This window comes from Gammaproteobacteria bacterium (genome assembly GCA_032250735.1).
Lineage (GTDB): Bacteria > Pseudomonadota > Gammaproteobacteria > SZUA-152 > SZUA-152 > SZUA-152.
In genome coordinates this window covers 1-13,217 of record JAVVEP010000044.1, presented here as the reverse complement: position 1 = coordinate 13,217, position 13,217 = coordinate 1, and the positions used below count along the sequence as shown (strand labels likewise).

13 protein-coding genes and 1 pseudogene are annotated in these 13,217 nt (G+C 59.3%); 2 read left to right on the top strand and 12 right to left on the bottom strand.

Annotated features, from left to right (window positions below; genetic code table 11):
• Window positions 1-159 precede the first annotated feature (159 nt).
• Window positions 160-306 (top strand): annotated as a pseudogene (locus RRB22_15135) (IS1182 family transposase).
• Between the two features lie 244 nt (window positions 307-550).
• Here the strand turns inward: RRB22_15135 and RRB22_15130 are convergent.
• The 12 genes from RRB22_15130 to RRB22_15075 all read right to left on the bottom strand — a co-directional run bounded on the left by RRB22_15130 (window position 551) and on the right by RRB22_15075 (window position 12,589).
• Window positions 551-946, bottom strand: a complete 396-nt coding sequence (locus RRB22_15130; protein ID MDT8385740.1) for a heavy metal-responsive transcriptional regulator — start codon at window positions 944-946, stop codon at window positions 551-553.
• Window positions 943-1,218, bottom strand: a complete 276-nt coding sequence (locus RRB22_15125) for a thioredoxin family protein (protein MDT8385739.1) — start codon at window positions 1,216-1,218, stop codon at window positions 943-945. The genes RRB22_15130 and RRB22_15125 overlap by 4 nt, the downstream gene beginning before the upstream one ends.
• Window positions 1,202-2,182 (bottom strand): NHL repeat-containing protein, encoded by a 981-nt coding sequence (locus RRB22_15120; GenBank protein MDT8385738.1) that lies wholly within the window; start codon window positions 2,180-2,182, stop codon window positions 1,202-1,204. Before RRB22_15120 ends, RRB22_15125 begins: the two co-directional genes overlap by 17 nt.
• Window positions 2,179-2,475, bottom strand: a complete 297-nt coding sequence (locus tag RRB22_15115) for a heavy-metal-associated domain-containing protein (GenBank protein MDT8385737.1) — start codon at window positions 2,473-2,475, stop codon at window positions 2,179-2,181. The genes RRB22_15120 and RRB22_15115 overlap by 4 nt, the downstream gene beginning before the upstream one ends.
• Window positions 2,476-2,503: 28 nt before the next feature.
• Window positions 2,504-3,319, bottom strand: a complete 816-nt coding sequence (locus tag RRB22_15110; GenBank protein ID MDT8385736.1) for a transporter — start codon at window positions 3,317-3,319, stop codon at window positions 2,504-2,506.
• A gap of 240 nt (window positions 3,320-3,559) precedes the next feature.
• On the bottom strand, window positions 3,560-4,897 hold the full coding sequence (locus RRB22_15105; GenBank protein ID MDT8385735.1) for a DUF3375 family protein: 1,338 nt from the start codon (window positions 4,895-4,897) through the stop codon (window positions 3,560-3,562).
• A 168-nt stretch (window positions 4,898-5,065) separates the two neighbouring features.
• On the bottom strand, window positions 5,066-7,504 hold the full coding sequence (locus tag RRB22_15100) for a helix-turn-helix domain-containing protein (GenBank protein MDT8385734.1): 2,439 nt from the start codon (window positions 7,502-7,504) through the stop codon (window positions 5,066-5,068).
• A 308-nt stretch (window positions 7,505-7,812) separates the two neighbouring features.
• Window positions 7,813-9,411, bottom strand: coding sequence for a coproporphyrinogen-III oxidase family protein (locus RRB22_15095; GenBank protein ID MDT8385733.1), 1,599 nt, complete (start codon window positions 9,409-9,411; stop codon window positions 7,813-7,815).
• A gap of 536 nt (window positions 9,412-9,947) precedes the next feature.
• A complete protein-coding gene (locus RRB22_15090) occupies window positions 9,948-10,385 on the bottom strand; it encodes a MerR family DNA-binding protein (GenBank protein ID MDT8385732.1) in 438 nt (145 codons plus the stop codon).
• Between the two features lie 73 nt (window positions 10,386-10,458).
• Window positions 10,459-11,889 carry a mercury(II) reductase gene (gene merA, locus RRB22_15085; protein MDT8385731.1) on the bottom strand — a complete coding sequence of 477 codons (1,431 nt, stop codon included), beginning with the start codon at window positions 11,887-11,889 and terminating at the stop codon, window positions 10,459-10,461.
• A complete protein-coding gene (locus RRB22_15080) occupies window positions 11,882-12,190 on the bottom strand; it encodes a cation transporter (GenBank protein MDT8385730.1) in 309 nt (102 codons plus the stop codon). The genes merA and RRB22_15080 overlap by 8 nt, the downstream gene beginning before the upstream one ends.
• A gap of 21 nt (window positions 12,191-12,211) precedes the next feature.
• Entirely contained in the window at window positions 12,212-12,589 is a 378-nt protein-coding gene (locus tag RRB22_15075; GenBank protein MDT8385729.1) for a mercuric transporter MerT family protein, read from the bottom strand.
• A gap of 63 nt (window positions 12,590-12,652) precedes the next feature.
• On the opposite strand from RRB22_15075, the gene RRB22_15070 reads away from it, so the two are divergent.
• On the top strand, window positions 12,653-13,021 hold the full coding sequence (locus tag RRB22_15070; protein ID MDT8385728.1) for a hypothetical protein: 369 nt from the start codon (window positions 12,653-12,655) through the stop codon (window positions 13,019-13,021).
• The last annotated feature ends 196 nt before the right edge of the window (window positions 13,022-13,217 follow it).

The following is a 13,217-nucleotide window of genomic DNA, read 5'->3' as shown; positions in this document are numbered from 1 at the left end:
TGCAAAGTCAAGCAATGACCCCATGTCGTTGCAAAGTCAAGCAATGACCCCATGTCGTTGATGACCCCATGTCGTTGCATGTCGTTATGACCCCATGTCGTTGATGACCCCATGTCGTTGACCCCATGTCGTTTCTAACAATAACGGACCGAGGCCAGCATGTCAGGCAAATTTCAGGCGATTAATCGAGACACCGCGTACCTGCTGCCATCCGCACCGCAGGATTGGCTGCCGGGAAAACATCTGGCGCGGTTTGTAGTGGACATCGTGGAGCGGCTGGACCTGAGAGAGTTGGAGCGTGCTTATGGGATGGGGGCGGCAAGCAACCGGACCACGCGGGTAACTATTCAGCACAGATCTGCATCTTGGCGTTGAGCGCCTGTTACCGGGCCTTTGTTCCAGGAATCGCATCAATACATCCGTGTAGCTTGGCTTCGGCATCCCTGCCGAAGACATTCCTTCCACAAAGGCCCGGTAACAGGCGCGGTCTCTGGCCTATGCTGAATAGTTACCCACGCGGTTAAATAAGTGCTCAGCCCGGAGGGCGGCATTATTCCCTATCCTCTATCCCCTCAATAATCGGGCAACCGTCTTCGCTTCCCGCGCAGAGGTTGACCAGCAGGGTCAGTTCGTTGCGCAGGGTGCTGAGGTCCTGCAGGTGGTCTTCGATTTCCGCCAGCTTTTTTCTTGTGAGTTCGCGCACATCGGTGCGGGCGTGTTGCGGGTCTGCGCGCATGGCGAGCAGGTCTTTGATCTCCGCCAGGGAGAAGTTCATCTTTTGCGCGCGCCGGATGAAGCGGAGCCGGGAGATGTCCTGGTCGCTGTAGACGCGGATGCCCGAGGCGGTGCGGGCGACCTTCTTCAGCAGGCCGATTTTTTCGTAATAGCGCAGGGTGTCGGCGCTGAGGCCGAGTTGCCGGCAGATGTCACCGATGCGGTGGCTCATGACAGGGATTCTCCCTGTTGCCTCAGTGCCTGGCGTAATCGTTGTTTCCTCGGTAGCGCGGTGAATACCAGTTTGCCGTCGATGGCGATGGCGGGCGTGGCGCGCACGCCCATGGCAACGGCGTGATCCAGTTCGGCGACCACGTCCACGCGGCGCCACTGTATCCTGTCATTGCCGATTTCTTCCACCACGGACTGCACCAGGGTCACAGCGCGGCCGCACTGATTGCAGTTAGGCGCGGTGAAGATTTCCACGTTAATCACCTTTGTCATTCGGGCTCCATTTCTGGACCTGGTGGTGGGCGTAGTCGGCCACGAACACGCTGCCGTCTTCGGCCACCGCCACGGCAATGGCGGTGTGCGCCGTGCCGTCACCGGGGAGATTGAAGGCGTTGAGAAATTCCCCGCCGGGGGTGAATTTCTGCACCCGGTCGTTGTAGAAGTCGGCGACGAACACATTGCCCTTCGGTCCCACGGCGATGCCGGTGACGGTGGCGAACCAGCCATTGAACGGGCCGTGGATGTTGACGGCGAAGGGGCCGCCCCATTTGGCCGTCAACTCGCCGTCAGGGCCGCTTCCGTTTAGACCATAGGCCAGCACGCGGTCGTTGTAGCCGTCGGCGATGAACAGCGTTCCGTCCGCGCTTAGCGCCACGCCGGTGGGATAGCCGAGTTTGCCGCCGAACACGCCAGCCTGGCGGGTCACGCCCCACTGGCGCTTGAAGAGGCCGTCGGCGTGCAGTTGTTGCACGCGCTGGTTGTAGAAGTCCGCCACCAACAGATCGCCGTTGGCCGCCACAGCCACGCCGCCGGGGGCGTCGAACGCGCCTGGTTTGCTGCCGGATGCACCCACGGCGCGCAGCCAACGGCCATCGAGGGAGTAGATGTGAATCCGGTCGTTGAAATAATCCGCCACGTAGAGCTCGCCGCGGGCGATGGTCAAATTCATGGGGCGGCCCAGTTGCCCGTGGCCGAAGGCGCGCAGGAAACGGCCGTCGAGGTCGAACACCTGGATGCGGGCATTGCGTGCGTCGCTGACGAAGACCTCGGTGCCGACGACGGCGATGCCGGTGGGCTCGTTGAATTGTCCGGGTTCGGCGCCCTTGTCGCCCCAGGTCTTGGCCAGTTCGTAGGGCGGCTCCTGCGGCGAGGGTGGCCAGAGGGCATAACCCGCGCCAAGCGCGGTGAGGATAACCACGAGCGAAGTCCATCGAATCCGGCTCACAATCCGGCTCATAAGGGTTTCTCCGTCACGCCCTTCAGGGTGAAGCCGGTGTCGTTGATGAGGGTTTTCAATTCGTCTTGCGTGAAGGTCTTGCCTTCGGCGGTTTTCACGATCACCAGGCCGTTTTTGAGGTCGATGTCCACGGATTCCACGCCTGGGGTTTTGGTGAATTTCTTTTCGATACCATAGGCGCAGAACGGGCAGGCCAGGCCGTCCACGCGCAGGTCGTATTGGGTGCCGGCGGCGAAGGCGAGGCCGGCCCAGAACAGGGTGGCGGCGGCAATCAGTTGAATAAGATGTTTCATGGGATGTGCTCCTGTGTGAAGTCGTGACTTACCAGTGCCACTCGGCACTGGCGCTGACGCGGTAGTCGGATTCGTCCTGCGTACCGTTCAGGTCGCTGGCGATGGGGATTTGTACGCCGGCCTTGATGGCGAAGTTGTGGGTGGTCCAGAAGACGCCGGGGGAGAGGAACCACTCGCTGCCGCCGCTGTTGGGACGCGAATCGCCGTTGCGCGTGGCCTTTTGCGCAAACTCGCCGTTGAGTTCCAGCAGCCAGACGGTGTCGGGCCTGCGGTATTCCGGCGGGGTGGGGCGCCAGCCGCCGACGACATCCACCAGCCATTTTTCGCCCATTTGCAGGCCGGCGCCGTTCTCGCCGGGGCGCAAATAGCGCGCGCTGGCCCAGCGGTACCATTGGAGGCCCTCGTAGCCGTAAGTGAGCCCGGCGAGAACATCCGTGGCGCCGTTGCCCAGCGGCGGGCTTTGGGTTTCGTCGCCGTTGTCCAGGTTCACCACCAGCAGCACGGCGGCCGATTCCTGCAGGCCCAGCGAGTCCTCGCGCCAGAAGCGGTATTTGGTGAACAGCGTGATGTCCGCCGCTCCGCTGGCCGATTCGGCACCGTCGTCCTTGCCGGCGTAGGGCAGCTCGACGCCGGCGGCCCAGTCCCCGGTGAGCCCGTAGACCAGCTCAAAGGCCAGTTCGTTCTCCGTTTCCTCGCCGGCCTTGTCCCGTTGCAGATGGGCGGCGGTTTCGATGCCGCCCTTGTACAGCACATGGGGGCCGATGCCGAAGATGGGGTCGTGGGCCCAGGTCGTTGTGGCGGCAAAGGCGATCACCATGCCTGCCGCCAGGGCACTGGCAGGCATCGCTCCTGCGGCCCCTGTTCTGCGTCGGATAAAGGGATGGGTGTTCAAGGTTGCCTCCTTATGTTTCTAGTCTGCCGGAAGCCTAGGCCCTGGAGCCGACTCCAGGTCAAGTGATTTTTTTCCGGGTTGTCCAGGGTGGCGGTGATTCCGGGAGGGGGCTTCCGGGAAGTAAATTGGGAAGAGAATAATGGCAGAGGGTCGATCCGTGAACTTGGTATCGTTCGTGGCCTATGTGCGTAATCACTCAAGTACAGCCAGCGTGGCCAGCACAACATCAAACTGAATCCTTTCCTGTTCCAGGCGTAAATGCGGCTGGTGTTGATGGTGGATCAGCGCTTGATACAGGTCCTGCTCATCAGCATCCAGCCGATGCAGTTCCCTGGTCCCGGGGCTTTTCTCCATGCCCCAGAATTCGCGGTGGGCCATCAATGTGCGCTCATCCATCAATAAACTGCGTACATGGGGAAACTTGCCGCGCAGTTGATCGAGAATGGCGAAGCCGTGGGTGTCGATATCGCCCCAGTAAAAAATAGCAACCGACGCCAGCCACGCCGCGCGCAGGGTCAGGGTTTTGCTTTCGATGCCCTGTAGAATGTCCATGATGCGGCGGTTCTCCAGCCAGGCCTGGTCATCGAGAAAGCGCCGCAATTGCTGCGACAGCCGGGCCACGGTGCGCTGGGTGTATTCGCCGGCCTCCAGCCAGTCGTGGTGGATGCGGCGGGTGCGCTGGTCCGGCTTCAATTCGCTGACGGCGGGCAGGGCCAGCACTTTATCCAGGCGTTCGCTGAATTCCTCCTGGCGCGCCGGGGACATGAGAAAATCCCAGAAGGCGCGAAAGCTGGCGCCCTGATCGGAGTCGGCGATGGCGTCGCGCTCGCCCATGATATCCGCCAGCAGTTCGCCCTTGTTGCCGGCCCAGGCGGCGATGCGTTCGCGCACGCTGCGGTCGAGGTGGCGGAAATTATGTTCCACTTCGCGAAAGTCGCCGAGCAATTCCCGTGCCTGCTGGCTGAATTGCATGAAGCGGTCTTTCAGGGCGGTATCATCGAGCAGCGCAATGTTGCCCTGCGCCACCTGGGCGATTTGCGCATCGAGCTCATTCCGGCGTTTTTGCAACTCCCTGAGCCGCGTCTGAGGATCGTCGTCACTGCCCTCGCTGAGCTGGCGGAGCAGCTCGAACAGCGTGAGCAGGCGCGACTCGGTGCCGACGAAACTGCGCTGGTTCAGGCTCTCCAGCCAGGTCAGGGCCTTTTCGGTGGCCGGGGTCAGATCGAACTGCACCTCGTCGGAATCCGCGCGATAGAACTTGCGCAGCCAGCCCTTGTCCGGCGCGGCCCAGTCATTCAGATAGTCCAGCGCCGGTTTGGGAAACTTGTCCCCGCCCAACAGTTCGCGCAAGTAAAACAGTTCATCCTCCAGCGCCTCCGCCAGATCGGCCTGGGCGATCACTCGGGCATTTTTATCTACGAACACCTTCTGGAAAAAGCTCGCCATCAGGGGCGCGTGCGGACTGGCCAGCAGGCGCCAGGCGGGATGATTCTGCCGCAAGGCCTCCAGGGTGGTGTAATCAAGTGACATTGCAGGGTTGTAATCTGACAGCTTGAGCCGGTTTTAAAGGCCTTACAGGATAGCCGATTGCGGGGCATGAGACCATGCGGCGGCATTGCGACGACCATCATTGGGGCCGATTCCTGGCTCGGGCCGATGCCATGCTGGTGGAGTTTGCCCCAGCCCGACTTGGAATAGTTAACGCAAAGATTCCAGCACCAGCCGGATCTCGCCATAGGAACAGCTATCCCCCAGGTGTTCCTTGAGCAGGCCCAGGCTTTCCCGGCCTTTTTTTTCCGCGGCCTGTTGGATCAGCGTGATTTTTTCCTGCGGCACGAGGTCGTGGATGTCCAACTCGCCCAGCCCCACGAAGTGAGCGAGGTGGCTCTCGATGGTGCTCGACACCAGCCCCCGGGCATCGGCGATCTCCTGGATGCCTTTGCCTTGCAGGAACAGTTCGTAGCTGATGTGCTTGGTGTCTTTTTTCGCCTTGTCTTTAATGATGGTTTCCGTAGGCAGCTGTTGCGGTTCGATGGCATGTTCGCGGCAATACTCGCTGACGATGGCGGTGAGTTGTGCACCGTATTTCTCCGCCGTGGCCTTGCCCACGCCCTTGATTTGCAGCAGCGCAGCTTGTGTGTCCGGCAGATGGGCGGCGATCTGCAGTAAGACCCGTTGGTGCAGGATGCGGTAGTGTTCCACCTGTTCCTCTGCCGCTTGTTGGGCGCGCCAGGCCTTCAGTGCCTGTAAAAGTTGTGGATGTTGAACATCCTGGGCGCTGATGTCAGCCACCGGTTTTTTTGTGGGCTGTGAACCGAATGCGATCTCCGCATGGGCCAGGGCATTCAGGTAGGTGCCGGTGGCGAAACCGTCGCGGCAGCTTTGCAGCGCGGCGGTTTTGACGGCGAGCTGATGGCGCAGGGATTCGAGCGTTTTGTTGATGTGTTTCCGGATGTCCTTGTTGTCGGTTTCAAAACCAAAGTGGCTTGTCCATGGGATCAAACCCGAGTGCAGTTTGTCGGTGAAGTAGCGGGAGGCCTTTTGTACACGTTCCTGTAGATGGGGATCGTCTTCCGGCACGCTGTCGTGTGCGAACAATGACTGCAGTTGGTGTTTGAATTTATCCGCGACGCGGCTGATTTCCCCGCTGAATTGTTGTTCCACTTCTTCCACGGGTTCGCCAGCGGTCAACTGGATGAGGTGACCGCCCTCACGCACCTGCTTGCAGAGGTTTCTCAAACCAGATGCCAGAGGCTGAAAATCGAAACACTCCAACAACAATTGTTGTTGGTAGAGGATTCTGGCGCTGGTTAGTTGTTGCTGTGTCGGCGGATGGCGGCCGGCATTGTCGACGAATTGCGCCACCGTGACGTCGGTTTTCACCGCGCTCTGCGACAGCGGCGTGCTCAGCACCATGCCTTCGAATGTCTTGCAGCGGCTCAGGGCGACATAGACCTGGCCGTGGGAAAATGCCGCCTGCGCGTCGATGACGGCGCGCTCAAAGGTCAGCCCCTGGCTTTTGTGGATAGTGATGGCCCAGGCCGGGCGTAACGGGAATTGGGTGAAGCGGCCAATCACCTCTTCGGTGATGCCTTTGGTTTTCTCGTCCAATGAGTATTTGATGTTTTCCCAGCTGACCGGCTCGACCTGGATGGCATCTTCATCATCGGGACATTTCACGGTGATGCGCTCCCGGTCGAGGCGGATGATTTTGCCGATCTTGCCGTTGAAGTAGCGTTTTTCCGCGGAACCGTCGTTGCGCACGAACATTACCTGCGCGCCCATTTTCAGGGTCAGTGTCTCCGCGGTGGGGTAGCTGTATGCTGGATAATCGCCTTCGATGTGCGCTGCAAAGCTGAAGGGTTTTGAAGGTAATGCCTGTAACTGCCGGTCATTGATGTGGTCGGCCTTGCGGTTGTGAGTGGTGAGGGTGATGTAGTCGTCATACTCGCCGGGTTGAAACTCCGGCCGGTAGCGCGAATTCAAGGCAGCCAGCGTGGCCTCATCAAGCCGGTTGTCGCGCACCCGGTTCAGCAGCGCGATAAAATCCGCGTCGGACTGGCGGTAGATCTGTTTCAGTTCAATGCTGATCATGTCGGTCTGTTGCAGTGCATGGCTGCTGAAAAAATAACAGGAATCGTAATACGGTTTGAGCAGTTGCCATTCGTCGTCCTTGACCACCGGCGAGAGCTGGTGCAGGTCGCCGATCATCAACAACTGCACGCCGCCGAAGGGCCGCTGGCGATGCTTGTAGCGGCGCAACACCGCATCGACGCCATCCAGCAAATCGGCGCGCACCATGCTGATTTCATCGATCACCAGCAGATCGAGGCCTTTGATGATATTGATCTTTTCCTTGCTGAAGCGCCGCTGCGGCAGGTCGCTGCCCGGCACATAGGGGCCGAACGGCAATTGAAAAAACGAATGCAGGGTGACGCCACCCGCGTTGATGGCGGCCACGCCGGTAGGTGCGGTAACGATCATGCGCTTGGGCGTGTGGTGTTTGAGGCTGTGCAGGAACGTGGTCTTGCCGGTGCCGGCCTTGCCCGTCAGGAAAATATGGTGGCTGGTGTGCTGGACGAAATCCTGCGCCAGTTGCAGTTCGGGGTTGTGCATAGCGAGTGTATTAGCTTGCATGGTTGTCTTCCTTGTCTGTATCAGGAGGCATTCGAAGATGAAACGCCAAAACACTCCTGTTCGGAGTATTCATGATGAGTATGTCGGGGTATTCATGATGAGTATGCAGGATTTCATGCGACCAATAATATGCACCGTCACAAGAGGGAGATGTGCGAGAGCATGCGTCAGTTGTACGAGATGTTGGGTGAACATATTAATACACTAACGCAGGCTTGACTCTTGACTCATGACTGAGGTGCCTTGCGCGGTTGGCCCGGTGCCCTTGATGGGCGCCGGACACGGAACGTTGTTGTTTAGCCCCGTGGTTAAGCCTCTGTCTTTACCGTTTGATGGAGGTCGTGTGTGGCTTTAGGATAAGTCCAGTCCGCTTCACCGAGTAGACCGTCGAGCGAACCTTGTTGCTGGACGACTTTTGAGCGAACAATGATGGGGGTCGATTGGGTCTTGCCCAGCCGGGTCAGCACATGAGGGATGGGGTAGTTTTCCAGGAACTCTTCAGGCAGGCCCAGCAACTCCTCCTTGAAGGCGTCTGGGGCAAACAGCATGGGAATAATGTTGTTGTAGTAGGCGGCCTTGGGCGTCAGCTTGAGCACACCGTCGTCGCAGGTCACCAGTCCAAGTTCGCTCAGGGAACTGATCAGGTCGCCAAATACCGCGTGCAGATTGACGCCGTATTTGTCAAAAATGTCTTCTACCGGAACCTCGGTAAAACGCAACCGGCTGGCGACTTCGCGGGCCAGTTCCATTTCCGGTGTCAGTCGATCCACCGAGGTGAGCGGCAGGCGGCCTTCATCGATGCACTGGTAATAGGATTTGATGGTCACGGAGTTTTGGTAGGGCTTTTGCGGGGCGTAACCCTGCGCGGCGATACCCATGGCCACCAGCGGCAGGTTTTCCCAGCGCCGCACCTGATGCTGGTAGGAGGACTTTTCCGGTTTGGCGAAGATGTTTTGCAGCACCGGCTGGAAGCCCTCACTCAGCAGGTAGGCCTTGGCCTGGGTGAAGATCTCGATCTTCTTTTTGTACAGCACGTCCTTGTTGGGACCTTCCGGGTTGAGGTTGGTGCCGCAGCGTTGCTTGTCCAGCGAATAGATGGACAGGCTGGGGATGCCGAGGCTATTGAATTGTTGCAGGGTATTGATCAGCGCGTCGTCTCCCTCGTTGTCGAAACCGTACATGGTGTCGACGTTGATGTTGTGAAATACACGCAGGGCCTGTTGCAGTTCGTGCTTGGCCTGGTCGACGGAGTAGTTGCGGTTCATGCCGGCGAGCAGTTCTTCGTCCAGTGTCTGAATACCGTAACTCATGCGGTTCACACCCAGGCTGTGGAGCAACACAATCTTGTCATCCGGCAGGGTGCCCGGTGCGGCCTCGATGGTGATCTCGGCGTCACTGGCGATATCAAAATATTTCCGCAGGCCATCGAACACCTTGATCAGTAGATGGGTGGGCAGATGGGTGGGCGTGCCACCGCCAAAGTAGATGGATTCGCACTGCATTCCCTGCAGGCAAGCGGCATACATTTGCATTTCGCGCAGCAGGTAGTCGATGTAGCGATCGGCCTCGTTGATGCCCTTGCCGGGAAACACGGTGTAATAGCAGAAGTTACACAGGGTTTCGCAAAACGGACTGTGCAAATAGAGGCTGTATTTGCCGGGGATGATGGAGGGCTCGGCAAATAGTTCTTCGGGTGGGCAGGGTTGTGCGCCGGGGGAAAGGATGGGAGGGGGAAAGGTCCAGTCGAAACAGGGATAAAAATCGTTTTGTACTTGCAGGATGTCGGAGAGTCGTTGGGTGAGTGTGTGCGGTTCAAACTCGGGCAGGCTGGCGGTGTCTTGCGGGGTGATCTCCGGGGTCTTGATGAGGCGTGATTTTTTGTTGAAGTTAGGACTGTACTCTTTCATGCATAAATCCTTTATCTGTGAACTGCATTGATGAGTAGGTGAGTATCAGATGGCCTTTATGCAACATCCATTCTGATTTTGGCTGATGATGCAAGCCAGAGAATAAGCAATTTGTTCTGGCTTTGCCAACACTATCTTCAGCGGAGTGATGTAACGACGGGTGTGGCGTATAAAACGCTGTTTTCACAGCATCTATTAATTGTTATATGTAATGAAAGTTATATGTTTGAAACATGTTTAAAAACATAACCTCAACAAGATAACATCGCCACGGTTATAAATCGGTGGTCATTGTTTGACTTTGCACTGCCGAATAAATCGGACCTGAATCTGTGGTTAAGCCACGGATTCAAGTCTGAGTTATAAGTGAGGGTGCGTACAGATCAACCGCCTTTCGTTGCGATGACGAAAGCCGTCCGCTATCCATAGATCGTTGCATCGGCGACACGTGGTAAGGCACTACTCAAAACAAAACACTTCTGTAGACAATTCATCCTAAATCCGACAGCCTCCCGGACCCTGGAACTGACGCCAGGTCAAGGGCTTTTGGGTGGTCTGGCCAGGGTGGCGATGATGGCGCAGCGGTCCTGGCTCGCTACGTTTTCCTTGCAGTCGTCGATGAGTCGGGTGAGTTCGCGCTGCATGGCATCGAGGTCGGCGATGCGTTGACGGATGAGATCGCGCTTGTGTTCCGCTATCGTCCGCGCCTCGCAACAGTCACCATCGTCCAGTGACAGCAGTTCGGTGATCTCGTGCAGGGTGAAGCCGAGTTCCTGGGCGCGTTTGATGAAGCGGATGCGCGCCACTGTGGGGGCTGGGTAGCGGCGGTAGCCCTGGGCCGGTTTCCCGGGCTCCGTGACCAGCCCGATGCGCTGGTAGTAGCGGATGGTTTCGACATTGACCCTTGCGGCACTGGCGAGCTGGCCTATGGTCAGGGCCGCTTCTGATGGAATGTCGCGCCTGTTGGTAGTCACGATTCGAGCCCTTCTTGAAGGTTGAAAGGGTTCAGCCTAACCCGGAACGATTTGGTTGTGAAACCGGGCGCGGTCACCCCGCGCAGCAGGAGAGTTGCGTGACATCGCGGGTGAAGGTCTGGGCGCAGAGCTTGAGGCCTTCGGCCATGGTCAGGTAGGGGAACAGCTGGTCGGCCAGGTCGTGCACCGTCATGCGGTTGCGGATGGCCAGCGCGGCGGTCTGGATGATTTCGCCGCCCTCGGCGGCCAGCAGCTGGGCGCCGAGAATCCGGCCGCTGTCTTTCTCCGCCACCAGTGTGATAAAGCCACGCGTGTCGAAATTGGCCAGGGCACGCGGCACGTTGTCGAGCGTGAGGGTGCGGCTGTCGGCCGCGAGGCCTTGTGCTTCCGCCTGCGGACCGGTCAGGCCGACGCTGGCCGCTTGCGGATCGGTGAAGATCACGGCGGGCATGGCCGACAGATCGAGCGCGGCATCGCCGCCCAGCATATTTACGGCCGCGCGGGTGCCGGCGGCTGCGGCCACGTAGACGAATTGCGGCTGGTTGGTGCAATCCCCGGCGGCGTAGATGTGCGGGATCGAGGTGCGCAGGTGCTCGTCGATGACGATGGCGCCGCCCCGGTCCGTTTCCACACCGGCCTTGTCCAGCGCCAATGCCGCTGTGTTGGGTGCCCGGCCGGTGGCGACTAAAAGCCGGTCGCCTTGCAGTTGTTTGCCATCGGCAGTGTCTAACGTGAATCGCCTGCCGTCGTGGCGCACGGATGCCACGGTGGTATTTAACAGGACCTGTATACCTTCATCGGCGAAGACCTTTGCCAGGCCATCACCGATCATGGCGTCTTCTCTCGACAGCAGCGTTGAGCGCGCCAGCACGGTGACTTCCGCGCCCAGGCGGCGGAAGGCCTGCGCCAGCTCCACTGCTACGACGGAGGCGCCGATGACCATTAGGTGGCCGGGAGTTTCCTCCGCAACGAGCGCCTCGGTGGACGACCAGCACGGTGTCTCGGCCAGGCCGGGAATGGGCGGCAGCGCGGGGCGCGCCCCGCTGGCGATGAGGATGCGATCGGCCGTTACGGTGCAGGACTCGCCGCCCGGCCCGTCGATGCGCAGGCTATGCGCATCCTCGAAACGCGCCCAGCCGCGCACCAGCTCGATGCCGGGGACACTCTCTAGGATATTTTCGTATTTGGCCTCGCGCAGTTGTGCGACGCGGGTCTGTTGCTGCGCGACCAGTGCGGGGCGATCGATGCGCGGCGTGTGCAACGCGATGCCGTCAAAGCCGTGGGCGGCTTGCAGACGGGCGATGTGCGCACCGCGGATCATGATCTTGGAAGGCACGCAGCCCACATTTACGCAGGTGCCGCCGATTACCTCACTGCCCTCGATCAGCGTCACCCGTGCGCCCCCTTCGGCGGCCTTGATGGCGGCGGCGAAGGCGCCGGAGCCGGAGCCGATGATGGCGACATGCAAGGGATCTTCCGCGCTGTTCGCGCAGCGGCTACTCATGGTTTGACCCGGAAAATTTGAGCTGCGAAGGATATCCGGCCTGATCGGTGGCGAAGGTCAGGTCCTCCACGTCGGCCTTGGCAGGATCGAAAGTCACCTTGGCCCAGCTGATGCCGTCGCCTTCGTACCTGGCGCTGACCTCGGTCACGCCGTCCACCTGTTTCAGGGCCTTCTTCACCGTGACGGGGCACATGTTGCAGGTCATCTTGTCCACCGCCAGGGTGATGGTTTTCAGTTCGCCGGCGAGCGCGCTGCTGAGGACTGCCAGAGACAAGGCCGCTATCAGAAATAATTTATGCATGGTGTTTCCTCTTGGGATTGATCAATCGAGTAGATAAGGCCCGTACCAGGGGAAGGTAACGAGTAGCGCAAGCAGCACCGTCACCACCCAGTAGATGACGCGCTGGTTGCGGCGCGTGACCGGATTGGCGCAGGGTTTGCCCACGGCACAGGCCTCGGGCACGAGGTATAGCTTGCGAAACGCCAGCCCCAGAAACAGCAGCATCACCCCGATGAAAATGGGCCGGAAAGGTTCGAGCGCGCTGAGGTTGCCGATCCACGCACCACCGATGCCCAGCGTCAGCAGCACGAGGGGCCCGACGCAGCACAGGGAGGCGCCGATGGCCGCCACCGCAGCCGCGATCAGCGAGGTGTTTTTGATTGCGTTGGGTGTGTTATTGGATGCGAAATGCTCCGCCATGGCCGTTTCCTCATATGATTTGAGGCAAGCCTAGGCGCCGTACCATGGTACGGAGTCAAGGGCGTGGCGAAAAAAACCGGGAGCGGGTCAGCGGCGTTTGTGCAGCCGTTGCAGCAATATGGCGAGCAACGACACGACGCCGAGCAGCAACAGCGTGGTGCCGATGCGCTCACTCTCGCCGGATACCATCTCGGCACCGAAGTGGGCGAGCAGGAAGCTGGCGGGGATGATGCCCGCGAGGGTGGTGAGGCAGAAGTGGGGTCATTGGGGTCAGGTCATTGGGGTCATTGCTTGACTTTGCAGGTCATTGGGGTCATGGTCATTGGGGTCATTGGTCATTGGGGTCATTGCTTGACTTTGCACCGCTTCATCGCCTTTCGTTGGGTCATTGGGGTCATTGGGGTCATTTGGGTCATTTGGGTCATTGCTTGACTTTGCACTGCTTCATTGCCTTTCGTTGCAACGTCGAAAGCCGGCCGGTGTCCATTAATTTCTGGATATGCGATATGCGTGAAGGCGACACGCCGAACAGGCCGGCTACCTCCTTTAATGGTAGATTGGCTGCACGGCGCAGGTCATTGGGGTCATTGCTTGACTTTGCACCGCTTCATCGCCTTTCGTTGGGTCA

What these genes read in the sequence shown, in the direction of transcription:
- RRB22_15100 (MDT8385734.1), bottom strand. Translation starts at nt 7,504, where the DNA reads ATGCAAGCTAATACACTCGCTATGCACAACCCCGAACTGCAACTGGCG.
- RRB22_15120 (MDT8385738.1), bottom strand. Translation starts at nt 2,182, where the DNA reads ATGAGCCGGATTGTGAGCCGGATTCGATGGACTTCGCTCGTGGTTATC.
- RRB22_15130 (MDT8385740.1), bottom strand. Translation starts at nt 946, where the DNA reads ATGAGCCACCGCATCGGTGACATCTGCCGGCAACTCGGCCTCAGCGCC.
- RRB22_15075 (MDT8385729.1), bottom strand. Translation starts at nt 12,589, where the DNA reads ATGGCGGAGCATTTCGCATCCAATAACACACCCAACGCAATCAAAAAC.
- RRB22_15125 (MDT8385739.1), bottom strand. Translation starts at nt 1,218, where the DNA reads ATGACAAAGGTGATTAACGTGGAAATCTTCACCGCGCCTAACTGCAAT.
- RRB22_15115 (MDT8385737.1), bottom strand. Translation starts at nt 2,475, where the DNA reads ATGAAACATCTTATTCAACTGATTGCCGCCGCCACCCTGTTCTGGGCC.
- RRB22_15095 (MDT8385733.1), bottom strand. Translation starts at nt 9,411, where the DNA reads ATGAAAGAGTACAGTCCTAACTTCAACAAAAAATCACGCCTCATCAAG.
- RRB22_15080 (MDT8385730.1), bottom strand. Translation starts at nt 12,190, where the DNA reads ATGCATAAATTATTTCTGATAGCGGCCTTGTCTCTGGCAGTCCTCAGC.
- merA (MDT8385731.1), bottom strand. Translation starts at nt 11,889, where the DNA reads ATGAGTAGCCGCTGCGCGAACAGCGCGGAAGATCCCTTGCATGTCGCC.
- RRB22_15110 (MDT8385736.1), bottom strand. Translation starts at nt 3,319, where the DNA reads ATGCCTGCCAGTGCCCTGGCGGCAGGCATGGTGATCGCCTTTGCCGCC.
- RRB22_15105 (MDT8385735.1), bottom strand. Translation starts at nt 4,897, where the DNA reads ATGTCACTTGATTACACCACCCTGGAGGCCTTGCGGCAGAATCATCCC.